The organism is Streptomyces sp. NPDC006261 (assembly GCF_040613515.1).
Classification (GTDB): Bacteria; Actinomycetota; Actinomycetes; order Streptomycetales; family Streptomycetaceae; genus Streptomyces.
In genome coordinates this window covers 1-21,782 of sequence record NZ_JBEXSI010000081.1, presented here as the reverse complement: position 1 = coordinate 21,782, position 21,782 = coordinate 1, and the positions used below count along the sequence as shown (strand labels likewise).

The 21,782-nt window shown below is 69.7% G+C and carries 22 protein-coding genes and 4 pseudogenes; 17 read left to right on the top strand and 9 right to left on the bottom strand.

Annotation, left to right across the window (positions count from 1 at the left end):
• Positions 1-110: 110 nt before the first annotated feature.
• Positions 111-572: an ArsI/CadI family heavy metal resistance metalloenzyme gene (locus ABZ154_RS32065; RefSeq protein ID WP_356837879.1), complete on the bottom strand. Its 462-nt coding sequence runs from the start codon at positions 570-572 to the stop codon at positions 111-113.
• Positions 573-886: 314 nt separating this feature from the next.
• Here ABZ154_RS32065 and ABZ154_RS32060 point away from each other — a divergent pair.
• Together ABZ154_RS32060 and ABZ154_RS32055 are read left to right on the top strand one after the other, a co-directional pair.
• Positions 887-991: pseudogene (locus tag ABZ154_RS32060) on the top strand (transcriptional regulator); the annotation flags it as partial.
• 150 nt (positions 992-1,141) lie between these two features.
• A complete protein-coding gene (locus ABZ154_RS32055; protein ID WP_356837878.1) occupies positions 1,142-1,654 on the top strand; it encodes an N-acetyltransferase family protein in 513 nt (170 codons plus the stop codon).
• Between the two features lie 107 nt (positions 1,655-1,761).
• Here ABZ154_RS32055 and ABZ154_RS32050 read toward each other — a convergent pair.
• A pseudogene (locus tag ABZ154_RS32050) lies at positions 1,762-1,910 on the bottom strand (arsenical-resistance protein); the annotation flags it as partial.
• An 82-nt stretch (positions 1,911-1,992) separates the two neighbouring features.
• Positions 1,993-2,433 (bottom strand): hypothetical protein, encoded by a 441-nt coding sequence (locus tag ABZ154_RS32045; protein ID WP_356837877.1) that lies wholly within the window; start codon positions 2,431-2,433, stop codon positions 1,993-1,995.
• Positions 2,434-2,645: 212 nt separating this feature from the next.
• On the opposite strand from ABZ154_RS32045, the pseudogene ABZ154_RS32040 reads away from it, so the two are divergent.
• Positions 2,646-3,477, top strand: a pseudogene (locus ABZ154_RS32040) (NAD(P)H-binding protein).
• A gap of 78 nt (positions 3,478-3,555) precedes the next feature.
• Positions 3,556-3,810, top strand: a complete 255-nt coding sequence (locus ABZ154_RS32035) for a hypothetical protein (RefSeq protein ID WP_356837876.1) — start codon at positions 3,556-3,558, stop codon at positions 3,808-3,810.
• 49 nt (positions 3,811-3,859) lie between these two features.
• On the opposite strand, the gene aztA is transcribed toward ABZ154_RS32035, so the two are convergent.
• Positions 3,860-4,603: a zinc ABC transporter ATP-binding protein AztA gene (aztA, locus tag ABZ154_RS32030; protein WP_356837875.1), complete on the bottom strand. Its 744-nt coding sequence runs from the start codon at positions 4,601-4,603 to the stop codon at positions 3,860-3,862.
• Between the two features lie 15 nt (positions 4,604-4,618).
• Between aztA and aztB the strand changes: the two genes are divergently transcribed.
• The 8 genes from aztB to ABZ154_RS31990 all read left to right on the top strand — a co-directional run bounded on the left by aztB (position 4,619) and on the right by ABZ154_RS31990 (position 14,192).
• Positions 4,619-5,479, top strand: a complete 861-nt coding sequence (gene aztB, locus ABZ154_RS32025; protein ID WP_356837874.1) for a zinc ABC transporter permease AztB — start codon at positions 4,619-4,621, stop codon at positions 5,477-5,479.
• Between the two features lie 20 nt (positions 5,480-5,499).
• Entirely contained in the window at positions 5,500-6,735 is a 1,236-nt protein-coding gene (locus ABZ154_RS32020) for a hypothetical protein (RefSeq protein WP_356837873.1), read from the top strand.
• Entirely contained in the window at positions 6,732-7,709 is a 978-nt protein-coding gene (gene aztC, locus ABZ154_RS32015; protein ID WP_356837872.1) for a zinc ABC transporter substrate-binding protein AztC, read from the top strand. The genes ABZ154_RS32020 and aztC overlap by 4 nt, the downstream gene beginning before the upstream one ends.
• Positions 7,710-7,813: 104 nt before the next feature.
• Positions 7,814-9,016, top strand: a complete 1,203-nt coding sequence (aztD, locus tag ABZ154_RS32010) for a zinc metallochaperone AztD (protein WP_356837871.1) — start codon at positions 7,814-7,816, stop codon at positions 9,014-9,016.
• A gap of 243 nt (positions 9,017-9,259) precedes the next feature.
• Positions 9,260-10,762 carry a Y4yA family PLP-dependent enzyme gene (locus ABZ154_RS32005; protein ID WP_356837870.1) on the top strand — a complete coding sequence of 501 codons (1,503 nt, stop codon included), beginning with the start codon at positions 9,260-9,262 and terminating at the stop codon, positions 10,760-10,762.
• A complete protein-coding gene (locus tag ABZ154_RS32000; RefSeq protein WP_356837869.1) occupies positions 10,752-12,089 on the top strand; it encodes a pyridoxal-phosphate dependent enzyme in 1,338 nt (445 codons plus the stop codon). Before ABZ154_RS32005 ends, ABZ154_RS32000 begins: the two co-directional genes overlap by 11 nt.
• The gene (locus ABZ154_RS31995) at positions 12,086-13,312 is read left to right on the top strand and encodes an aminotransferase class V-fold PLP-dependent enzyme (RefSeq protein ID WP_356837868.1); all 1,227 of its coding nucleotides are present in this window, start codon (positions 12,086-12,088) and stop codon (positions 13,310-13,312) included. The genes ABZ154_RS32000 and ABZ154_RS31995 overlap by 4 nt, the downstream gene beginning before the upstream one ends.
• Positions 13,313-13,391: 79 nt before the next feature.
• Positions 13,392-14,192 carry a class I SAM-dependent methyltransferase gene (locus ABZ154_RS31990; RefSeq protein ID WP_356837867.1) on the top strand — a complete coding sequence of 267 codons (801 nt, stop codon included), beginning with the start codon at positions 13,392-13,394 and terminating at the stop codon, positions 14,190-14,192.
• Positions 14,193-14,252: 60 nt separating this feature from the next.
• Here ABZ154_RS31990 and ABZ154_RS31985 read toward each other — a convergent pair whose 3' ends face one another.
• Positions 14,253-14,783 carry a GNAT family N-acetyltransferase gene (locus ABZ154_RS31985; RefSeq protein WP_356837866.1) on the bottom strand — a complete coding sequence of 177 codons (531 nt, stop codon included), beginning with the start codon at positions 14,781-14,783 and terminating at the stop codon, positions 14,253-14,255.
• Positions 14,784-15,228: 445 nt separating this feature from the next.
• Here ABZ154_RS31985 and ABZ154_RS31980 point away from each other — a divergent pair.
• Together ABZ154_RS31980 and ABZ154_RS31975 are read left to right on the top strand one after the other, a co-directional pair.
• Positions 15,229-15,517: pseudogene (locus ABZ154_RS31980) on the top strand (chorismate-binding protein); the annotation flags it as partial.
• Positions 15,518-15,730: 213 nt separating this feature from the next.
• A complete protein-coding gene (locus ABZ154_RS31975; RefSeq protein WP_356837865.1) occupies positions 15,731-16,033 on the top strand; it encodes a hypothetical protein in 303 nt (100 codons plus the stop codon).
• 525 nt (positions 16,034-16,558) lie between these two features.
• Here ABZ154_RS31975 and ABZ154_RS31970 read toward each other — a convergent pair.
• Together ABZ154_RS31970 and rpmF are read right to left on the bottom strand one after the other, a co-directional pair.
• Entirely contained in the window at positions 16,559-17,749 is a 1,191-nt protein-coding gene (locus tag ABZ154_RS31970) for a GTP-binding protein (RefSeq protein ID WP_356837864.1), read from the bottom strand.
• A 7-nt stretch (positions 17,750-17,756) separates the two neighbouring features.
• Positions 17,757-17,927, bottom strand: coding sequence for a 50S ribosomal protein L32 (gene rpmF, locus ABZ154_RS31965; protein WP_356837863.1), 171 nt, complete (start codon positions 17,925-17,927; stop codon positions 17,757-17,759).
• A 703-nt stretch (positions 17,928-18,630) separates the two neighbouring features.
• Between rpmF and ABZ154_RS31960 the strand changes: the two genes are divergently transcribed.
• A complete protein-coding gene (locus tag ABZ154_RS31960; RefSeq protein ID WP_356837862.1) occupies positions 18,631-18,936 on the top strand; it encodes a hypothetical protein in 306 nt (101 codons plus the stop codon).
• 4 nt (positions 18,937-18,940) lie between these two features.
• On the opposite strand, the gene ABZ154_RS31955 is transcribed toward ABZ154_RS31960, so the two are convergent.
• Both ABZ154_RS31955 and ABZ154_RS31950 read right to left on the bottom strand, forming a co-directional pair.
• Positions 18,941-19,414 carry a hypothetical protein gene (locus ABZ154_RS31955; RefSeq protein WP_356837861.1) on the bottom strand — a complete coding sequence of 158 codons (474 nt, stop codon included), beginning with the start codon at positions 19,412-19,414 and terminating at the stop codon, positions 18,941-18,943.
• A 4-nt stretch (positions 19,415-19,418) separates the two neighbouring features.
• Positions 19,419-19,982 carry a hypothetical protein gene (locus ABZ154_RS31950; RefSeq protein ID WP_356837860.1) on the bottom strand — a complete coding sequence of 188 codons (564 nt, stop codon included), beginning with the start codon at positions 19,980-19,982 and terminating at the stop codon, positions 19,419-19,421.
• 395 nt (positions 19,983-20,377) lie between these two features.
• On the opposite strand from ABZ154_RS31950, the gene ABZ154_RS31945 reads away from it, so the two are divergent.
• Complete coding sequence (locus tag ABZ154_RS31945; protein ID WP_356837859.1) at positions 20,378-20,929, top strand: carboxymuconolactone decarboxylase family protein; 552 nt, start codon at positions 20,378-20,380, stop codon at positions 20,927-20,929.
• Positions 20,930-20,962: 33 nt separating this feature from the next.
• On the top strand, positions 20,963-21,697 hold the full coding sequence (locus ABZ154_RS31940; RefSeq protein WP_356837858.1) for a maleylpyruvate isomerase family mycothiol-dependent enzyme: 735 nt from the start codon (positions 20,963-20,965) through the stop codon (positions 21,695-21,697).
• Positions 21,698-21,782 lie beyond the last annotated feature (85 nt).

Sequence of the window (21,782 nt, the reverse complement as noted above, 5' to 3'; positions counted from 1 at the left end):
GGTGATGTGGTCCAGCACACAAAGACCCAGGGGTGGCGCGCTCGTTACTCGCCGGTTAATCTCATGTTCCGGTCGCGGCCCCGCTGGGGTGAAGGTCGGCCGTCGGGAGATCAGCAGCAGCCGGGGGCGACGGCTTCGCTCCTGTCGTCCTGGGCGGCGGCCGTGTCGGCGCAACACGTGCTGCCGTGTTGCTTGGTCAGGGCGCCGGCGTCGGCCTTGACGACGTACACCTCCCACGGTTCGTGGCCGGGGCCGTGGACCCACACCTTGTCCTGGAGGGCGTAGCAGCAGGTGGTGTCGGTCTCCTCCGTGGTCGACAGGCCTCCCTCGCCCAGGCGGGTGGCGGCGGCGTGGACCGCCTCCGTCGTGTCCACCTCCACTCCGAGGTGGTCCATGCGGGTGTCCTCGTCCTCGGCGCCCTCGATGAGGACGAGCTTGAGCGGAGGTTCCGCGATGGCGAAGTTGGCGTACCCGTCACGGAGCTTGGCGGGCTCGGCGCCGAAGAGTTTCGTGTAGAAGGCGACGGAGGCCGCCAGGTCGGGAACGCGCAGGGCGAGCTGTACACGGGACATCGTGTTTCTCCAACTGGTGGTAGGTGGGTGGGGGCGGGAGGCCGATGTTCGATCACGCGATGAGCGCATCAGGAAGCTGGTCGGCGGCGGTTGCGTGCACGGCTCTCTCGCCCTGATTCGACATCTGTCGATGCCTTTCCGTCAGCCTGGCACCTGATGAGGCGAGTGTCAATATAGACATGCATCGAATTAATGACTGGGGGGGCGGGCGCGGTTCTGTAACGTCGTTGATGGCGGCGCGTTGGTGGGCCTCGGGCCGTGACCCACGCGAAGGGCGCTCCGTGGCCGCGGTCCTGCCTCTGCGGAACTGAGGGGCCGGCCTTCTCTCCTCGGAACGGCGCGGCACCTGGGTCTCCTACCGCATCGAGCCCACGGTCCTCGCGGCCATGGGTTTGCTGGCCTCAGCGGTCTCGGTCTGACGCGCCTCACGGCACCGCCCGGCAGCCCGACCTCCGCCTTGGGAGTGACCGCGATCCGCTTGAACCGCGGCCGCGACACAACGCTCCTTGACGATCAGCGTCTTCACGGAGCCTGCCGCCGCTCAAGCCTCCGTCTGGCAGACTCCCCCCATGACCCGATCGGCCGCACACACCACCGCCGTCGTACCTCTGTCGGCCGGCCATGCCGACCAGGTCATCGCGATCTATCAGGCCGGAGTCGACGAGGGCAACGCCACCTTCGAGACGGTCGCGCCGACCTGGGAGCAGTTCGACGCGGCCAAGCTGCCGGAGCACCGTTTCGCCGCGCTCGACGAGGGCGGCCGGGTGCTCGGGTGGGTGGCCGCCACGAAGGTCTCCGACCGGTGCGCGTACGCCGGTGTCGTCGAGCACTCCGTGTACGTACACCCCGATGCGCGGGGGCGCGGCATCGCCTCCGCGCTACTGCGGGCGCTGGTCGCATCCACCGAGGCGGCCGGGATCTGGACCATCCAGTCCGGCATCTTCCCCGAGAATTCCGCCAGCCTCGCCGTGCACGCGCGGGCCGGATTCCGGGTCATCGGCACGCGTGAGCGCATTGGCCGTCACCACGGAGTGTGGCGCGACACGGTTCTCGTCGAACGCCGCAGCCCTGACATCGACTGACCGGCAGCCATGTGGCCGGGTCCCTGCTGGACGGTGGCGAACTTCTTGCGCCAGGCCAGCGACGCGTCCTCCAGCACGACCAGGACCGGAGGCAGTCGGCCGGGCGGCAGGTCGAGGGGGAACCGGTCGAGGATGCCGAGGAAGATGACCTGGAAACCGCATGCAGTGCGATGAGCACCGCGGCGGCATCACGGTCGCCGCGGGCGAGGTCGTTCCAGATGATCACTATGGCGATGCGGCGTGCCGGACCCGGTAGGCGGCATGAATGTCGGTCAGATGATTCAGGTGGTGCAAACCGGCGGAACAGCCCCAAGCTCGCCCGATCCGGTGGCCCCCGGTCAGCGGCGACCGGCGGTAAGGGTGACGAGGAACTGGCCACCGCCCGCCTCGACACCGGCGGTCACCGGTAGCCCCGGCGCCAGTCGGGAGAACCGGTCCACCAGCCAATCCGCCGCCTCCTGGGCGTCCTGCCTGGTCGGACAGCGGCCCACCATCTCACGGCCCCCCTTGCGCTCCAGCCGGGAGGCAACAGTGATCAGCGGCGCGGGTTCGATCACGTACGGGCGGTCCGGCCAGGCGATGACCACCTTGACCGCCCCCTTCCGGGAGTTGCATCCGCGGTGCGCCAGCCGCTCGGCGACCTTGGCTTTCCGGTCGGCGGTCCGGCTGTCGACACTGGGCCCCTGAAGGTCGTTCACCGACTTGTCGGGGTCGACCGCTTCGTCGCACACCCAGCATCGCCAGCCATCGCGCTCGGCCACATCATTGAGAAGGCTCATCCGAGCAAACTAGCCCCCCTGGGCCGCCGCCCGTGCACGAGGGCCCCATCGCCGTGGCGTGGGGTGCGGCTCTCGGCGTCGGTGAACTGGATGGCTGCTGTCCTGTCTCGGTCGACCTGAGGCAGTGGGACTGATCCCTTGACCCCAAGTGAAGTCGAGGTTTTACCGTGTCGTGGACGTGATCGCCGGGCTGATGACAGGAAGAGATGACGATGATCCTCGTGACCGGCGCGACCGGGAACACGGGAAGTGCTCTGCTGGGGGAGTTGCAGGTGGCCGGTGCCGCACCCGTGAGAGGTCTGACTCGTGATGCGGGACGGGCCTCGTTCGCAGACGGGATCGAAGCCGTTGAGGGCGATCTCGCGCGGGTGGATTCCCTGAAGGCCGCGTTGGAGGGAGCGCGCTCTCTGTTCCTGTTGTCGGGTATGGGTGCGGAAGCGGAGGCCCTGGCGGCTGCCCGGCAGGCAGGCGTGGAGCACGTGGTGCTCGTGTCGTCGATCACGGTGCAGACTCATCCGCATCTGCCCGCGGCCGGCGAGAACCTGGCTGTTGAGCGGTTGCTCAAGGACAGCGGCATGGCCTGGACCATACTGCGGCCCACGCAGTTCGCCTCGAACGCCTTGTGGTGGGCGCAGTCGATTCGCGATCAGGGGGTGGTCCGAGCGCCGTATGCGGACATCGGTCTCCCGGCCATCCACCCTGCGGACATCGCGGCGGTGGCCTGTGCGGCGCTGACCGAGCCGGGCCATCAGGGGCGGACGTACGCACTGACCGGGCCGGAGCGCGTCACGGTCCGTCGGCAGGTCGCGGCCATCGCTGCAGCGTTGGGGCAAGGTGGCCCTCGTGGAGATCAGCCGGGAGGAAGCCCACCGCCAGATGGCTTCCTTCATGGGAGGCGAGACCGCGGACGCCGTACTCGACTTGATGGGCGGGGACGTCAATGACGCATTGGTGAAGGTGCGTGACACCGTTCCCCGGATCACCGGGTCCGCGGCCAGATCGTTCCGGCGATGGGCGTCGGACAACGGTGCCGCCTTCCGCTGAGACCGGGTCCGTCAAACGAGCGGCTCTGACCCGTAGTCGGGGTGACGCCGGGTAGCCGTCTGTGGTCATGCTTGCGTGATGGCTGTCAACTCCCTTGTCGCGAAGGTGGTTTCCGGCCTGTCGGTACTGGTCGTCGAGCACGTGACGGGCGACGGTGACAAGGCGGTGGTCGCGGCCCGCACCCGGGATGCGGCGGTGCCGTACCCGGTGTGGCGGACGTCGGCGGCGAGGGTGCACGGGTGCTACCGCCGAACGGTGCCGGATGTGCCGGCCGACGGCCGCCCGGTCGTCGACCACCTGCGCGTACGAAGGCTGGTCTGTCCGGTCCTGTGACGGAGACGCGCAGCCAGATGGCTCGGACAGGCCAATTGGCCCGCGCCCCTCAGAGGGCTTGCCAGATCCGGGTCAGCGACGACGTCGTGAGAACCTGGTCCGGACGTCCCTGCCCGGCGAGGCGGCCGTCCTGGAGCAGGAGGCAGGCGTCCGCCGTGCGCGCCACCTCAAGATCATGTGTGGCCTGGACGATCGTCACCCCGTCGGCGACCAGCGCTGTCAGCAGCGCCCCGATCCGCTCCCTCGCCTCCGGATCCAGGCCGGTGGTCGGCTCATCGAGGAGCAGCAGGTCCGACTCCTGCGCCAGGCCCTGGGCAATGAGTGCACGTTGACGCTGCCCGCCCGACAGCTCGCCCAGTTGGCGTGAGGCGAGGTCGCCGATGCCGAGCCGGTCGAGCACCGCGTCCACGGTCGCGTGGTCCCGTGCGGTCAGCCGGCGCCAGGGACCGCGCTCGCCCCAGCGCCCCATCTCCACGGTCTGCCGCACGGTGAGCGGAAGGGTGTCGCCGACCGCTCCGCGCTGCGGCACGAAGGCGGGCGGCCGGTCACCGGTGCGGAGGAGGTCGCCGGATGTCGGCTTGATCACACCGGCGAGTACGCCGAGCAGGGTCGACTTGCCGCTGCCGTTCGGGCCGACCAATGCCGTCGTGGTCAACTCGGTTATCTCTCCGCTGACTTGATGGAGCACTGGGCGCCCTGGATAGCCGGCGCACAGGTCCGAGAAGCGGAGGGAGGCGGTCCGGTCGAGGGTCGGGGCGGGGGAGGGGTGCGGTGTATTGAACATGATTTTCATTGTAGTGTCCGAGGCATGGAATGGTTGACGGTCCCGTTCGAGGTGACCTTCGTGCAGCGGGCCCTGTGGGGCGGGATGCTGGTATCCGCCATCTGTGCGCTGGCGGGCACCTGGGTGGTGCTGAGGGGGATGGCCTTCCTCGGTGACGCCATGTCGCACGGGTTGCTGCCGGGCGTCGCGGTCGCCGCGCTGCTCGGGGGCAATCTGATGGCGGGCGCGGTGGTCAGCGCTGTCGTCATGACGGCGGGCGTCACCGCGCTGGGCCGCACGCCGAGGTTGTCGCAGGACACCGGCATCGGGCTGCTGTTCGTCGGCATGCTCTCGCTCGGCGTGATCATCGTGTCGCGCTCACAGTCCTTCGCGGTCGACCTGACCGGATTCCTCTTCGGGGACGTCCTCGCCGTCAGGCAGCAGGATCTCCTCGTGCTCGCGGCTGCGCTGCTCGCGGCGCTGGCGGTGTCGGTCCTGGGCCATCGCGCCTTCCTGGCCCTGGCCTTCGACTCGCGCAAGGCGTACACCCTGGGGCTGCGGCCGCGCCTGGCCCACGCTGTGCTCCTCGGTCTGCTCGGCCTGGCGATCGTCGCCTCGTTCCACATCGTGGGAACGCTGCTCGTCCTCGGACTGCTCATCGCACCGCCGGCGGCCGCTCTGCCCTGGGCTCGCTCCGTGCGCGGGGTCATGGCCCTCGCCGCCCTGCTCGGCACCCTGGCCACGTTCGGCGGCCTGCTGCTGTCCTGGCATCTGAGCACCGCCGCCGGCGCGACTGTCGCAGCCCTCGCGGTGGGCCTGTTCTTTCTCTCCCACGTGCTGTCCGGCGTGCGCGACCGCCGTACGCGCCAGGTCCACGGCACGGCACCCCTGCCCGAAGTCAACTGAAAGAAGCCAAGGCGATCATCATGACCGTCCGCAGAAACGTCACTCCGTGGGCATCGGCCGCACTGGTGCTCACCGCGCTGCTCACCGCGAGCTGCGCGGCGGAGAAGCCCAATGCCGCACGATCCGACACGAGTTCCCCGTCCGCCACTCCGCACGGGTACGTCGAGGGAGCCCAGGAGGCCGCCGAGCAGCAGTCCCGGCTCCTCCTGAACGACCCCGGCAGCGGGAACACCAGGGTTCTCGACCTCATCACCGGCGAGGTGCACAGGACTGCCCCGGTGAAGGACGCCGTTCGGCTGGGCATGGACGGCAGGTTCGGCTACCTCCACGCGCCCGACGGCACTCATGTGCTCGACAGTGGCGCCTGGATGGTGGACCACGGCGACCACGTCCACTACTACAGTGCGCCGACGCGGGACGTGGGTGAGCTGCCTGCCGGCAGCCGAGCGCAGATACGCAGTGATGCCGCCGTGACCGCGGTGACCGATGAGAACGGCCGCGCCGTTCTCTACGACCGCAGCAAGCTGGAGAAGGGGCAGATCGTAGCTTCTCGCACGCTACGCGGCACTTACACCGGCGCCGTCGTGCCGTACGGGGAGCACCTGCTCGCCCTCGCGGACGAGGGGGGCACCACAAAACTCGTCGTCCTCGACCGCAAGGGCGAACGCACAGCGTCCCCGGAGGTGACGTGCGAGGCACCCCAGGGAGACGCCGTCACCCGGCGTGGCGTGATCCTCGGCTGTGCCGACGGCGCCCTGCTCGTGCGTGCGCAGGACGGCGCCTTCACCGCCGAGGAGATCCCGTACGGAAAGCACGTCCCGGCGCGGGAACGCGCCACCGCCTTCCGCCATCGACCCGGCAGCGACACCCTCACCGCCCCGGCCGGAGACGACGCCGTCTGGATCCTGGACGTCGCCGAGCGGACCTGGAAGCGGGTGGAGACCGGACCGGTCGTCGCGGTCAACACGGCAGGCGAGGGCTCCCCGGTGCTCGTTCTGGAGACCGACGGCTCGGTACACGGCTACGACATCGCGACCGGCAAGCAGACCGCACGGACCAAGCCGCTGCTGACAGCGGGGAAACGGGTCGACTCCGACGGTGATGCCCCCGTCATCGAGGTCGACCGCAGCCGTGCCTACGTCAACGACCCCGAGGGCAAGAAGGTGTTCGAGATCGACTACAACGACGGCCTGCGCATCGCGCGCTCCTTCGACCTGGACGTGAAGCCGGTCCTCATGGTGGAGGCCGGACGATGAGCCGATTCGAGGCGAAGCGTCGCGCGGGGGTGGGCACCGCTCGACCGCGACACCTGATGGCGGGTCTGCTCGCCCTCCTGACAGCCGTGACCGCCACCGCCTGCACCACCGGCGACGACCGGCCCAGCATCGTCGTCACGACCAACATCCTCGGCGACGTCACCCGCGAGATAGTCGGAGACGAGGCCGACGTCACCGTCCTGATGAAGCCCAACGCCGACCCGCACTCCTTCGGTCTTTCGGCGGTGCAGGCCGCCGAGCTGGAACAGGCCGATCTGGTCGTCTACAACGGCCTGGGACTGGAGGAGAACGTCCTGCGGCACGTGGACGCCGCCCGTGAGTCCGGCGTCGCCACCTTCGCGGCCGGCGAGGCAGCCGACCCGCTCACCTTCCACACCGCCGACGACGGCGGCCCCGAGCGCGAGGAAGGGCAGCCCGACCCGCACTTCTGGACAGACCCCGACCGGATGCACAAGGTCACCGGACTGATAGCCGACCAGGTCATCGAGCACGTCAACAGCGTGGACCCCGACACGGTACGGGCCAACGCCGACCGCTACGCCAAGCAACTCACCGACCTCACCACCTGGATGGAGAGGTCCTTCGGCCGAGTCCCCGCGGACCACCGGGCCCTGGTGACCAACCACCACGTCTTCGGCTACCTCGCCGACCGCTTCGGCTTCGAAGTGATCGGCGCGGTCATCCCCAGCGGCACCACGCTGGCCTCACCCAGCTCCTCCGACCTTCGCTCCCTCACCAGGGCGATGGAGGGAGCAGGCGTACGCACCGTCTTCGCCGACTCCTCCCAGCCCAAACGGCTCGCCGAGGTACTGCGAACGGAGATGGGCGGCGGGGTTCGCGTCGTCGAACTCCACTCGGAGTCCCTGACCGCCAAGGGTGCGGGCGCCGACACCTACCTGCGGATGATGCGCTCCAACACCACCGCCATGGTCACCGGCCTGACCGGCACCTGACCACCAGATCCCGACTTCCCGATCCTCCCGGCAGACCCGCCCATCGGGCGCCGGCTCGTCGTACCCCCATGCCGCCACCGCGCGGTGCAGAAAGGAACAGACCGATGAACAAGTCGATACGCGGCAGAGCCCTCACGAGCACGGCACTGGCCCTGGCCATTTCCACGGTTCTGACCGCCTGTGGAGGAGAGAGCTCCTCCTCCACCGACACCAGGTCCGACGCGACCGCGAGCGGCAAGCCCGCGGTGGCGGTCAAGGAGCCGCTGGTCGCCACCTTCGACGGCGGCCTCTACGTCCTCGACGGCGAGAGCCTGAAGCTCGCCAAGACCATTGACCTGCCCGGCTTCAACCGGGTCAATCCCGCAGGTGACAAGGACCACGTCATGGTCTCCACCGACAGCGGATTCCGTGTCCTGGACGCCACCGGTCAGGCCCTCACCGACATCGAGTACAAGGGTGCCAAGCCCGGCCACGTAGTCCGTCACGCCGCGAAGACCGTGCTCTTCACCGACGGCACCGGAGAGGTCAACGTCTTCGACCCCACCGCACTGAGCGGGGGCAAGAAGCCGGCAGGGCGCACCTACACCTCCGCCGAGCCGCACCACGGTGTCGCCATCGAACTGGCCGACGGCAAACTCGTGAGCACCCTGGGCACCGAGGAGAAGCGCACCGGCGCGCTGGTGCTGGACCGGAACAACAAGGAGATCGCGCGCAGTGAGGACTGCCCCGGTGTCCACGGTGAGGCCGCCGCGAAGAACGAAGCCGTCGGCGTCGGCTGTGAGGACGGCATCCTGATCTACAAGGACGGCAAGTTCACCAAGATCGATTCGCCCGACGACTACGGCCGCATCGGCAACCAGGCCGGCAGCGACTCCTCGCCCGTTCTGCTGGGCGACTACAAGAGCGACCCCGACGCCGAGCTGGAACGCCCCACGCGCGTCTCCCTCATCGACACCGAGAAGAAGAAGCTGCGCCTGGTCGACCTGGGCACCAGCTACTCCTTCCGCTCACTGGCCCGTGGCCCGCACGGCGAGGCCCTGGTCCTCGGAACCGACGGCGCCATCCACGTCATCGACCCGAACACCGGCAAGGTCGAGAAGAAGATCCCCGCCGTGGGCGACTGGCAGGAACCGCTGGACTGGCAGCAGGCCCGGCCCACCTTGTTCGTGCGCGGGCACGTGGCGTACGTCTCCGAGCCCGGCAAGAAGGCGCTGCACGCCATCGACGTGGAAACGGGGAAGAAGATCACCTCCGTCACCCTGCCGAAGAGCACCAACGAGCTGTCGGGCGTCGTCGCCGGCCACTGACCGCGCTTGTGCCCTTGCCGCCACGGCGCCCAGACGTGGTGGCGAGGGCACACGCCTGCCCCGCCGAAACCGACGTACAGCCGCGGCAGCGCGCTCGACCGCAGCCTCAGCACTCTCTCCCTGAGCACAAGACCGCAACTCCGGGAACCGGACCAGTGAGGCTTAGGAGCGGTTGTACCTGGAAACGACTACTCCCGAGCGATCGCCGCTTCGGCGGTCGGCCGACACCGGGAGAGGTCTTACGTGGACGCGCCCTTATACCTGAGGCCCAGGGTGGAGCCGCCGCTCGCCGAACTGCTGACGGACCGGCACTTCCTGCACTCGCTCGTCGACGCGCTGGGTTCGCCGCTCAACGTGCTGCTCCCCGAGGCCGTGGCCGAGAACGTCGCCGGCTTCCGTGCCGTCTACGGCCGTCACCACCTCACCGGGCGGGTGTACTTCGCACACAAGGCGAACCGTTCCAGCGCCCTGCTGCGGCGGCTGGCGGCGGAGGACCCGGCCGCCGTCGGCGTCGACGTCGCCTCCGTGGCGGAGCTGAGGCACGCACTGGGTTGCGGGTTCACCGGCGACCGCATCATGGCCACCGGTCCCAAGGACTCCGCGTTCCTCTGGCTTGCAGCCCGGGTGGGTGCGACGGTCAACCTGGACTCGCCCGGCGAACTGGAACGGCTCTCCGGCCTGGTGCGCGCGCACGGGCTCGGCCGGGTCGCCGTGCTGGTACGTCTGTCGGGGTTCGACCACGTCTCCGGCCGCGGGGGAGCGGGCACCCGACTGCTCTCCCGGCGCAGCCGTTTCGGCACTCCGGTACGGGATACTGAGGCGCTGCTGTCGGCGCTCGAACGCAACGCGGACACAGTGGAGTTCGTGGGCGCCGCCTACCACCTCGACACCACCGGCGTCGAGGAGAAGGGGCGGGCGCTGGAGCAGTGCGTGCTGTTCATGGACGCATGCCGGGCACGCGGACTCGCGCCGCGCGCTCTCGACATCGGGGGCGGATTCGGCGTCGGCTACGTCGCCGAGGCGGAGGATTGGGAGCGGTGGACCACCGCGCTGAGCGAGGCGGTCCTCGGTTCGCGCCCGCCGTTGACCTGGCGCGGTCACGGATACGGACTGCGCAACGAGGGCGGCACGGTCCGCGGTGCCGCCGCGCTGTACCCCGCACACCGTCCCGCGGCAGGCCCCGGCTACCTCGACGAGCTGCTCTCCCTGCCCGCGCCGGTGCTGGGCCGCCCACCCGCCACTCTCCTGCTGGAGCACCTCCACGACCTGTACATCGAACCGGGTCGCTCTCTCGTGGACCAGTGCGGGTTGTCGCTCGCCCGTGTGCTGGACGTGCGCCCCGTTGACACGGACTCCGGGCACCACCTGGTGCACCTCGCCATGAACGCGGGCGACATGAGCCTGGAGGAGCACGGAGTCCTGGTGGACCCCGTCCTGCTGCCGCGTGGTGAGGCCGCAGCCGGTGGCGGGGGTCCGGTCGGTGTCTACCTCGCGGGCAACCTCTGCCTGGAAGGTGACCTCATCACTCGCCGCCTGGTCTTCCTGCCCCGGCTGCCGCGGGCGGGGGATCTGCTGGCTTTCGCCAACACCGCGGGCTACGCCATGGACTTCCACGCCCACCACGCGCAGCAGCAGCCCGCCGCGCGGACGGTCGCGGTGGACCGGCGGGGCGCATCGTGGAACTGGTGCCCGGACGAGGACTACTGGCCGATCACACCCCTGGGGGAGCAGCCGGATGAGGTATGACAGCATCACCGAGGCCATAGGCAACACGCCTCTGGTGCGCATCGATCCCGCCGTGCACGGGCTGCGCAACATCGACCTCTACGCCAAACTGGAGATGCTCAACCCGTTCGGGTCTGTCAAGGACCGGCCCGCGTGGCACATGGCCCGGCCCCACCTGAAGACCGCCACGGACGGTGACGGGACGGTCGTGGAGCTTTCCAGCGGCAACACCGCCAAGGCGCTGGCGCTGCTGGCCGGTATGCACGGCGTGAGGTTCAAGAGCGTCACCAACCGCATGCGCGTACCCGAGATCAAGGAACTCCTGCTGCTCATCGGCGCCGAGATCGAGGAACTTCCCGGGCGCAGCGAGTGCCTCGATCCGACCGACACGGACGACCCGCTGACGCACTTCCACCGGGCGCTCTCCGATCCGGGGAGCACGTATCTGCACACCGATCAGTACTTCAACCCCCGCAACGTCGAGGCCCACGCGGAGGGCACCGGTCCTGAGATCGTGAAGGACCTGGACGGCCGGGCACCGGACTGGTTCATCGCCTGCGTGGGGACGGCCGGTTCGTCGACCGGTGTCGCCAGGGTCCTGCGCGAGCACGACCCGCGCGTGCGGGTGCTCGGCCTGGTCGCCGACAAATCGGACTTCATACCGGGCATCCGAACCATCGACGAGCTCCATCAGGTCGGCCTGTTCGACCCGGCGACGTACGACACCATCGAGTCGGTCACCTCGGACGAGGCCATCGACGGAATGATCACCCTGATCCGCCGCTGCGGACTGCTCAGCGGACCGACCGGCGGCGCCGCCTACCAAGGGGCGGTTCGGCAACTGCGGTACGCCGATGACGAGCTGGAGGGGACGGGGCAGCGCCGTACGGCGGTGTTCATCGTGTGCGACCGGGCCGAGAGCTATCTCAGCTACGTGCGTCAGCGGCGCCCGGAACTGCTGGGCCGAGCGGTCCGTGGGCGGTCCGCGGTGGCCGTCACCGACGCCGAGGCCCGTGCGGAGGCCCGCGTCATCGGGGTGGACGACGCCCGGCGCTGGTCTGCCGAGGGCGACCCTCGCCCCCTCGTCGTCGACCTGCGCAGCCCGCACGCCTACGCCGCCCTGCACATCGAGGGCTCGCTCAACATCGTCGACGAGATGTTCGGGGACCTGCTCCGTGGCGGGCTCCCCTTCAGCAAGCGCACTCCCGTCCTGCTCGCCTGTCCCATCGGCGAGAAATCACTGCGCTACGCTGCCGCACTGTCCCGCATGGGCCACCCGGACGTCCGCAGTCTGGCCGGCGGGATCGTCGCCTGGCGGGACGCCGGCGCACCGCTGGTGCGCGAATGAGCCCGGCCGGCCCGCTTCCTTCCCCAGAGCCTGCGAACCCGCTCTGGCAGCAGGAAGCGAGGGAACAGTTCCCCATCGTCACCGCGCACCCGGAGCTGGCCTACCTCGACAGCGCTGCCACGTCCCAGAAGCCACGTGCCGTGCTGGAGGCCGTTCAGACCTACCTCACGACGTCGAACGCCAACGCCGGCCGCGGCGCCTACCCCTGGGCCAACCGGACGACGGAACTGGTCGAGTCGACCCGCGAACGCGTCAAGGAGTTCCTCCACGACCCCGAACCGGGCCGCTCCGGTGTCCACTTCACCAGCGGCACCACCGAGGGTCTGCGTACCGTCGCCCGTGACTGGCTCGTGCCGTACCTCACCGACGGGGACGAGATCCTCGTGCCGTACGCCGACCACCGGGCCAATCTGGACCCCTGGCTCGAGGCGAGGAGGCTGCTGGCCGAGCGCGGCGTCGACGTCCGGGTGCAGGCGCTGCCGTACCAAGCGGGCTCCGGAGACTACGACCATCTGGCCCTGGGCCGGGCCGTGGGCCCGCGCACCCGCTTCGTGGCCGCCACCCACGTCCACCACGTCTACGGCGGCGACATGAACGTGCACCGCATCCGCGAAGCGGTCGGCCCGGACGTGGTCATCTGCCTGGACGCGGCGCAGAGCGTCGGCCACCTGCCCGTCCACCTCGACGACCCGTCCCTCCTCGACGTGGACTTCGTGGTCTTCTCGGGGCACAAGGCGATGGCCCTGCCAGGCTCAGGGGTGGTCTGGGCGCGCAATGCGCGGGGGCCGGTGTTCCGGCCGGAAGGCTGGCAGGGGACGCCCAACACGGCGGGCATCGTCTCGCTGAGGGCGGCTCTCGACTGGCTCGACATGATCGGACCGGAGCGCGTCGAGCACTGGACGACCATGCTCACCACCCGGTTGACGGACCGGCTCGGGCGCCTGGGGCCGTACGAGATCGTGGGCTGTCAGGCGAGCCTGTCCGCCGACTCCGCCCTTCCCGCCGAGCAGCGCCGACGCGGCATCGTCACCTTTCGGCACCGCGACATCCCCTCCGGCGATCTCGGGTTCATTCTCTTCAGCCACGGCTTCATGGTGCGAGCCGACAACCTGTGCCAGGCCGGCTCCGACGGCCGGGACGCTTCGGTGCGCGTGAGCCTGCACGTGTACAACACGGTGGAGGAGATCGACCGGCTGCTGGCCGTCCTCGCGTCGCTGGCTTGAACAGCAATTGATAATCGTTACCATCTGTAGGTCCGTCGGTGCCCCGCGCGGACGAGAGACAGACGAGGTGACGCACGTTATGGGTGTGAGCATGGCGACGGCCAGGACCTGGGTCGAGCGCTGGGAACGCCAGCAGGAGCGGTACGCGGTGGATCGCGAGGAGCGGTTCACCGTGATCGCCGATGTTGTCGAGCACGCCGTCGTCGGCCGAGGCGGCCCTCTGCTGCTGGACCTCGGGTGCGGCCCCGGCTCCCTGGCCGCCAGGCTCGCCGACCGGTTCCCGCACGCCGAGATCGTGGCCGCCGACATGGACCCCGTACTGCTGGAACTGGGACGCACCCACCATGCCGACGCCGCCCGCTACGTCGACACCGTCATCGGCGCGGACGGCTGGACCGACGCCCTCCAGCTGGACCGCCCCCTGGACGCCGCCGTCTCGACGACCGCGCTGCACTACCTGCCCGAGCCGGTGCTGCTGCGCACCTACCGTTCCCTGGCGTCCCTGCTGCGCCCCGGCGGCGTCCTGGTCAACGGGGACCACTGCCCACCGGACGCGGCGGCCTGCTCGGAGCTCACCGCCCATGTGGGCCGTCGCAGGTCCGAGCGCACGGGCGGCCACGCACGCGAGGACTGGCGGTCCTGGTGGGACGCTGCGGCCCGGGACCCCGAACTGACCGACCTGCTCGACGAACGCCGACGGCGCCACGCTCTCCACGCCGGCAGCGGCGGCGACGAGCAGGTCACGGTGGGCCGACACGCCGCACTGCTGCGCCGGGCGGGCTTCGCCCATGTCGCGCCGGTCTGGCAGTTCGGCGACAGCACCGTACTGGTGGCGGTCATGGGCGACACGGGCGGGCTTTCCGCTCCCGTCGGAACCTGAGGTCAGCGGCGGAAGCAGTTCGATCGAGGCCGTTGCGGAGGGCGGAAGTTGCCGCGGCTCTCACAGGGGCAGACTCATCAGGATCTCGTCGCGGTCGTCGCCGGGGGCCACCCGCAGCGCGCCCGGCCACCTGCCGACCTCCGTCCAGCCCGCCTTACGGTAGAACTCCTCCAGCCCCAGACCGGACCGCACGGCGAGCTGCAGCCGCTCCAGCCCCATCTCGTCGCGCGCGACGCCCTGGGCGTGCCGCATCATCGCGCCGCCGACGCCCCTGCCACGGAAGTGCACGTGCGTCTGGACGTGGTTCACCACGCCGCAGTGCGCCGCGAGGGGATGCGCCTCGCGGCGCAGCAGCAGCCAGCCCGCGAGTGCGCCGTTCACCGTCGCCACGAGGAGTCTGCTGTGGTCGGGGGACAGTTCACGAGTGATCCTCTCGACCGCCGGGCGGAGCGAGGCCTGGGTCACCGGCGGAAGCGGGCAGCCCATCGGGACGACGGCCCCTCCGGCGTTGACGACCTCCGTCCAGCATGCGGTGAGGTCCCGCCGCACGGCTTCGGTGGCGTCGCGGGGCCGGCTGAGTGGGGTGATCACGGTGGGGGGTACCGTCTCATGCTCTGTCACATCCCCTCGCTTGTCAGCGGCCGGGCGTGAAACGCCGCTCAGGCGTGCTGTTCCGCTGGAGTGTGCGCGGTCAGGTCGACGCGGCGGCGGTCGCAGACGCCGGAGCGGTCCAGGGCGGGCAAGGTCCGGTGGACAGCGGTCAGGCCGACGGTGACGCCCTCGGCTTCGAGGGTCTCGTGCGGTTCCTGTGCGAGGTGAAGCCGGCTCGGTCGTACAGGGCGCTCAGTGCAGCCATCCGCTGCCGCGTCGGGCGCCATGGTGCCGGTCACCGTGTTGGCGGTGCGTCGCGCAGGATGCCCGCCTCCCAGTGACCGGGGGCCAGTCGGCCGTGTGTCATGTCGGCCGGGCCGCCTATGGCGGCGCGGCGTCCCGGAACGGCTCAGGACATCCGTGCCGGGCTCCTGGATAAGGCCTGCGCGCGGAACTGCTCACCGACCCCGAGGAGATGCACGAGCACGCCGTGTCCGTACGCCGGGGCTGGGGCGAGGCGGCCGTGGTGTGCGGCCCGGTTCCGTCGCGTCGAGGAGTTCATGGCGGTCCGGCCGCGCGGTTCGGTGCGGCACCTCGCCGCTCATGTGACAGGCCGACTACGGCCCCACTCCGGACCATGGGACGCCTTCGCCTCGCTTTCCGTGCGCGAGATCGAGGAGACTCGCGAAAAGCTCCGCAGCGTCGCCCCACACCTGAGGTTGGCCATTCAATAGCTTTCGGAGCCGGCAGTGCGCACACCGAAACCGGTGAAATGCATTCCCGAATATGGCACCGAAAATCGTTATCGCTAACACGCTGCGTCATTAGCCTGCTTGCCGACGCGTGTTCTCTGTGGCAGCCTCGGCCGCGAGGGCGGAAAACAGGAAGGGTCCGGAAGCTGCCGTCATGAATGTGGGCGGTGACCCGAATTGATGGAGATGAGCGAAATGGCGACATCCGTACAACATCGGCCGCATCCCGGGCATGACCATGTGCACGCTGCGGGCTGCGGTCACGTGGCAGTCCCTCACGGCGATCACGTCGACTACGTGCACGACGGTCATCTGCACCGCCAGCACGACGGTCACGCGGACGAGTGCGAGGCCGACCAGCATCGGGAGCACGCCGAACACGCCCACGCACACGGCGAGGGGTGCGGGCACGTGGCGGTTCCACACGGTGACCACATGGACTACGTGCACGACGGTCACCGGCACACGGCTCACGAGGGCCACTGGGACGACCACTGACTGCTTCGCCTGCACCATCCGGGAACACGGAATGCATCCCTATTTCTAGGGGTGCATTCCGTGTGCTTCCGCATTTCTCGCAGAGAAGGTTGCGCGGGGGTGAGTGGTTACCTCTCTCGCGGGAATTCTCGATAGCCGCGGAGACCGGGCCGTACTTGCACGGCACCCGTTCGGGCGGGGTCGTTGCGGCGGTTCCTGCGGTGACGTCCGCGTAGCGCCCGAGGAAGTCGGCCACCCACCGGCCGAAGAGGAGGGTGCGCAACAGCGAGCCGGTGAGGCTCGGCAGGTCGTCGAAGCGTTCGAAGTCGTAGTCGATCGACGCGACGATCTCTTCGGCCCGCCCGTCCCTCAGCAGTGCCTGTTCCTTGCGGTTCTCCACGGCGCGCGCGTACAGCGGGATGAGGAAAGTTTCCTGTACCGCGCCCAGGCGCGGCTTCCTTCTGTCATCCATGAGCGGCCCTTCTGAGGCAGGCGTGCACCGGGCCGGACGGTGCCGTGGCTGCGACCACCGCCCGGCCCGGAGTTTCATTGCCCCGTCACGGTGGTGAGAGGGTCGTGCTCGTGCGCGCAGCTCTCGTCGAAGCCGTAGGTGTCCCAGACCGGGAAGGGGTCGGCCGCGGGCCGGGCCTCGTCTTCCCGCATGAGGCAGTCGGTCAGGGCTGCTCGCAGCCGCGCCGCCTTGAGCTGGGTTCCGATGAAGACGAGTTCCTGGACGTGGAGGCTGTCGGTGTCGCGAGCGGAGTAGGGCTCGAAGCGGACCACTGAACCCGCCTGGGACCACAGCCCCGTCACGTGGGAGCGACTGGCGAGGGTGAAGAAACCCTTGGACCTGAGGATCTGTCCGTAGGCGCCGCTGTCCAGTGCCTTCGTCACGAACGACCACAGCCGCCCGGGGTGGAAGGGCGTCGGGGAGCGGAAGACGGTCGAGGAGATGCCGTACTCCTCCGTCTCGGGAACATGGTCGCCGTTGAGTTCCCTCACCCAGCCCGGAGCCTGTTGCGCCCGCTCCAGATCGAACCTCGCGGTACCCAGGACTTCGCCGACCGGTACGCGGCCCCGCTCCGCGGACACGACGCGGGCGGCAGGGTTGAGTCGCGAGAGGGTGGCTCGGAGCAGGTCGGCGGAGGCCGTGTCGACGAGGTCGAGCTTGTTGAGGACGATGACGTCGGCGAACTCGATCTGGTCCATCAGCAGGTCGCTGACGGTACGTTCGTCGTTCTCGTACTGGTCCAGGCCGCGTTGGGCCAGTTCATCCCCGCCGGCCAGCTCGGGCAGGAAGTTGGCGGCGTCCACGACCGTGACCATGGTGTCCAGACGGGCCAGGTCGCCGAGGGTGGCGCCGTCGTCGCGGGCGAAGGCGAAGGTGGCCGCCACCGGCATGGGCTCGGAGATGCCGGAGGACTCGATGAGGAGGTAGTCGAAACGCCCCTCGCGCGCCAGCCGGTCGACCTCCTCCAGCAGATCGTCGCGCAGGGTGCAGCAGATGCACCCGTTGGTCATTTCGACCAGGCGTTCCTCGGTGCGGGACAGGGCGGACTCTCCGCCGCGTACGAGGGCGGCGTCGATGTTCACCTCGCTCATGTCGTTGACGATGACGGCGACACGCATGCCCTCGCGGTTTCCGAGGACGTGGTTGAGCAGGGTGGTCTTTCCGGCACCGAGGAACCCCGACAGGACGGTGACGGGGAGGCGCGGCGAGGGCGCGTGAGGGGGCATGCCGGCGTCAGCCTTCGGGGCGGAGCAGGCCGCGCTCGTACGCCTTGGCGAGTCGCTGGGGGACGAGGTAGGGAACGCCGTCCACGGTGACCGTCACCAACTGGGCCGGTGTGGCCTTCCATTGCGCGCGGCGGTGCCTGGTGTTGCTGCGCGACATCTTGCGTTTGGGTACGGCCATGGTGACCTCCGGAGAGCGATCGGTGAGCGAAGCAGACGATACATGAAAATGGATGTCATTACGATCTGTGTTGTCGGCAGGGAAGAGGGGGCGCAGGCTGCTCGCACCGTGGCGCTCGTCGCGTCGGTGACTCCACGCGCTGCGGCGCCGGACGCGCCGCGAGGTTGTCGCTGGGTGGCGGCAGCCAGCGGCTCGTCCTCCGCGGTAGGGGCGCGCGCCGGCGCATGATGGTGGAGCCGCGCCCGACCAAGGGGACCTGATACCTCGTCAGCCAGGTCGGTGACCGGTCAGCATCGGTCCCAGGGAACTGGTCGCAGGAGCCGCAGTCCAGGTACCAGGCGGTGCGGGAGAGAACGGCGGCGTCGGTGCGGGTGATGGTGTCGTACGGGCTCCACCGCCGGTGCGGCGCGTTGAGCCGGTCCTGGCCCTCCCGGTCCGCACCCCACGCCAGCGCGGGTCGACGCCGTGATCACCGGCCGGCTCGGCCCGCAGGACTCCGTCGCTCTGCGCGAACTGTGCGTACTCGTCGCCTTCGTCGTCGTCCCCGACTCCGCCGCGCCCGGGCAACCGGGCGTGGTGGCCGACCCGGTCGCGGACCGCGCTGCCGGATGGATACGGGCCTCGCTGGGGCCTCGTCCTGGCCGCCTTGCTGACGTGTGTCGCGGTCTCGGCGGTTTTCGCTGCCGCATGCTCGCGGATCGCCGTGGTCTTCCCGTATGAGGGCGTGGGTGCGACGGGCGGCATCGCCGTGCTGACGGAGGACGTCCTCGGACCGTCCGACGTCCCGCCCGGCGGCCCCCCGGGCGGGGTGGTGGTCTGGCCGTCGCTGCTCTTCCTCCTGGCGGCACTCACCCTCGCCCACCGCGCCCTCGGGCCGCATGCGCCGTCACGCGCGATCCGGGGCGTGGGCCTCCTGCGTGCCGTGGCCCTTCCGCTGGTACTCCTCGTGCACGCCCCCCTCAGGTCAGCAAACGGTCAGCACGCGTCCTGGACGTGTCCCGCTTGCTGACCTGCTACCTACAATGCGTCGTGATCGAGCGGGCCTTCTCTTCAGAAGAGGCCGGAGGCATCAGATGCCGACGAGCCACGGCCACGAGTAGTACATAGGCGACCACCACCAGGACGACCGTGATGATCCACGACCGCGAACCGGTCGGGGCGTAGACCCGTCCCACGTTGCCCACGTCCACGGCCCGCGCCCTCTGCCCGGCCTCGAACGTGTCCCGGCCGCTCCCGTAGAGCTTGACGCCCGCGAGTTCCACGGTGCCGTCGTCGGAGCGAAACGTTCCCGACCATTCACATGAGGTGTGCCCGGAGTGACCCACGCACACGAGACGGGCGGCGGTGAAGGTGCCCCGCGGCCCGTCCGCGGTTGCGGCGCGGGCGGCGGTGCCGAGATTCGGCACCGTCATCCAGAAGAGCAGGATTCCAGCCAGCAGAAGCAGGAGGGAGACGAACCCGGAGGGGCCTCTGCCGCTGGCGGTCATACGCTCAGTCCTGCGGCGCGCAAGAGCACCGTGCGGCGGCGTTGTCCGGCCGGTTCGCGCGGGTGTGCAGGTACATCGCCACCACCATGGGGACCGTCACGAGGGCGTTGTAGAAGAGGTGCAGTTCCACCCGGGGCATGATCAGCTGGATCAGGCTTGTCGGAGCGGCCTTGCCCAGCAGATGCGCGCCCGCGAGCGCCTGGACCAGGAGCAGCAGGTGCTCCAAGTGGTGCCACACCTGGATCCCGAGCGACACCTTCCACCAGGTCCCCGAGCGGCCGGTGAAACCCGAACGCAGAAGGAACAGGCCGACCATCATCACCAGCGCGTAGCCGTAGTGCATCCATTCCGACGTGACGAGCCACGGGAACGGAATTCCGAGGACACCGCGCGCCTCCGGGATCGGCCAGCCCATGACGTAGATCTGGTAGGCCTGGACCAGGTGCTCTGCCCAGTGCGCTACGACGATGAACAGGAATAATCGCAGGCCGAGTTGATGATGTCGGCCGTTGAGCGAGTCGAGTCCGCCCCGCAGGGCGTGGGGTGACGCTCCCGTGCTGATGGCCATGCCTGAACCTCCACGGTCGGGGAACGGTGGCCCATTACACCAGCACCGCACACGGGACGGCTTCTTCCGAAGTGCTCTCCTTCGGGGACCTGTTCGCGGACGCCCGCGGGCCGGCCCACGGCCCGGTGCACGCTCCCGGCGTGCGCGGCGCCGACCTCCCCGGTGCGCGCAGAGCAGATGCCGCTGCTCAGGACATGATCGCGGAAGGGCCGGTCGTTCTGCGCTCATGGCCGGTCGGAGGCTCGGCCAGGACACCGGGAGCTTCCCCTCCTCGACGCACGGTTGCCACCGACCGGAGGGTTCACTAGCTTCCTCGCAACGCGAAGGCCCTGCCGTTCCGCGGCCACGCGATTCTCACCGCACACCTGTCTCCCCCTTCTCCTGGAGGACGAGCCGTGCCCCACATCGCGCTGAACAACGATCTCCCCGGAATCATCGGTTTGATGGTCCACCGGCCCGACACCGGCGGACCGCTGGGTGACCTGGCGAACGCTCTGCTGAGGGCACCGTCCTCGCTCGAACCGGGCGAACGCGAGCTGATCGCGGCGTACGTCTCGCGGCTCAACGGCACCGAGTTCTGCGCCTCCTCGCACGGGGCTTTCGCGGCCTCGCAACTGGCGGGTGGCCGAGAACTGGTTGGGGACGTGCTGGCCGATCCCGGCACCGCGCCGATCAGCGGGCGGCTCCGTGCGCTGCTGGGCGTGGCCGCGGAGGTCCAGAGCTCCGCGCGTCCGGTCTCCGACCGAGCGATCGAGGCGGCCCGCGTCGAGGGCGCCGACGACACGGACCTGCACGACACCGTTCTGATCGCCGCGGCGTTCTGCATGTACAACCGCTACGTCAGCGGCCTCGCGACCGAGCTGCCCAAGGATGACGAGTACTACGAGCACGCCACCCGGCGGATCGTGACGAGCGGTTACCGGGCCGGGATCGTCCAGGGTGACTGACGCCCCCCCTCCTGCGATGCAGGAGGTTGCCGTATGAGCGACACGACCCGCGGTCCGGTACCGGACCCGGCTCACCACCTGGCCTACCGTGCCTGTCGGGAGAACATCACCCGGCTCGTCACCTCGGGCCTGTCGGTCGCGGAGCTCCCTGTGCCGGCCTGTCCCGGCTGGAGCGTGCGTGATCTCGTCGGCCACCTCGTCCTGGTCTGCCGGATGGCCGTCGACGAGGATCCGGGCGAGATCAGTGAACCCCCACCCCCGCCTCCAGGTATTCCTGTCCACGAACTCGTCACCACCTGGGCCGCACTGGAGGAGCGGCTGCCGGGAGTTCTGCCGCGCGCGGAGTGGCTGCGTCGCCGCATCCTTCCGCTGGACGCGCTCTCGCACGAGCTCGACCTCCGTACGGCACTCGGTCTGCCCCCGCCCGACGGTTCCCCCGCCCTCGCCGACGCGCTGGATCTCGCCGTGACGGGCTTCACCCTGTCGCTGCACGGACACGGTCTGCCGGCGCTGCGCGTCCGGACGCCCGACCGGGAGTGGGCGGCCGGGGAGGGTGAACCGGCCGCCACGCTGGGCGGCGGCAGTCTGGAGGTCTTCCGCGCTCTGACGGGACGGCGCACGGTCCGTCAGATCGGTGAGCTGTCCTGGAGCACCTCGCCGGCAGCGTGGCTCCCCGCGTTCACGTGGGGCCCCTTCACACCGCCGACGCGCGCGGTCGAGGAGGCGGCGCCCACCTCCATGGGACCGGACCGGCACTCCGGCACCTGATGGTCGTCGCCACCCGGAAGCCCCGGCACCCCGAAGACCTCCCAGGGCTCCAAGGACAAGGGCCGCAAGGACGCCACGGCCGAGC

Bases quoted from the DNA above. Each gene is read 5' to 3' on its own strand.
- ABZ154_RS31970 (WP_356837864.1), bottom strand. From the start codon at position 17,749: ATGCCCCCTCACGCGCCCTCGCCGCGCCTCCCCGTCACCGTCCTGTCG.
- ABZ154_RS32000 (WP_356837869.1), top strand. From the start codon at position 10,752: ATGAGGTATGACAGCATCACCGAGGCCATAGGCAACACGCCTCTGGTG.
- ABZ154_RS31940 (WP_356837858.1), top strand. From the start codon at position 20,963: ATGAGCGACACGACCCGCGGTCCGGTACCGGACCCGGCTCACCACCTG.
- ABZ154_RS32035 (WP_356837876.1), top strand. From the start codon at position 3,556: ATGGCTGTCAACTCCCTTGTCGCGAAGGTGGTTTCCGGCCTGTCGGTA.
- ABZ154_RS32045 (WP_356837877.1), bottom strand. From the start codon at position 2,433: ATGAGCCTTCTCAATGATGTGGCCGAGCGCGATGGCTGGCGATGCTGG.
- ABZ154_RS31955 (WP_356837861.1), bottom strand. From the start codon at position 19,414: ATGACCGCCAGCGGCAGAGGCCCCTCCGGGTTCGTCTCCCTCCTGCTT.
- ABZ154_RS32055 (WP_356837878.1), top strand. From the start codon at position 1,142: ATGACCCGATCGGCCGCACACACCACCGCCGTCGTACCTCTGTCGGCC.
- ABZ154_RS31950 (WP_356837860.1), bottom strand. From the start codon at position 19,982: ATGGCCATCAGCACGGGAGCGTCACCCCACGCCCTGCGGGGCGGACTC.
- aztB (WP_356837874.1), top strand. From the start codon at position 4,619: ATGGAATGGTTGACGGTCCCGTTCGAGGTGACCTTCGTGCAGCGGGCC.
- aztA (WP_356837875.1), bottom strand. From the start codon at position 4,603: ATGAAAATCATGTTCAATACACCGCACCCCTCCCCCGCCCCGACCCTC.
- ABZ154_RS31995 (WP_356837868.1), top strand. From the start codon at position 12,086: ATGAGCCCGGCCGGCCCGCTTCCTTCCCCAGAGCCTGCGAACCCGCTC.
- rpmF (WP_356837863.1), bottom strand. From the start codon at position 17,927: ATGGCCGTACCCAAACGCAAGATGTCGCGCAGCAACACCAGGCACCGC.
- aztC (WP_356837872.1), top strand. From the start codon at position 6,732: ATGAGCCGATTCGAGGCGAAGCGTCGCGCGGGGGTGGGCACCGCTCGA.
- ABZ154_RS32020 (WP_356837873.1), top strand. From the start codon at position 5,500: ATGACCGTCCGCAGAAACGTCACTCCGTGGGCATCGGCCGCACTGGTG.
- ABZ154_RS31990 (WP_356837867.1), top strand. From the start codon at position 13,392: ATGGGTGTGAGCATGGCGACGGCCAGGACCTGGGTCGAGCGCTGGGAA.
- ABZ154_RS31975 (WP_356837865.1), top strand. From the start codon at position 15,731: ATGGCGACATCCGTACAACATCGGCCGCATCCCGGGCATGACCATGTG.
- aztD (WP_356837871.1), top strand. From the start codon at position 7,814: ATGAACAAGTCGATACGCGGCAGAGCCCTCACGAGCACGGCACTGGCC.
- ABZ154_RS32065 (WP_356837879.1), bottom strand. From the start codon at position 572: ATGTCCCGTGTACAGCTCGCCCTGCGCGTTCCCGACCTGGCGGCCTCC.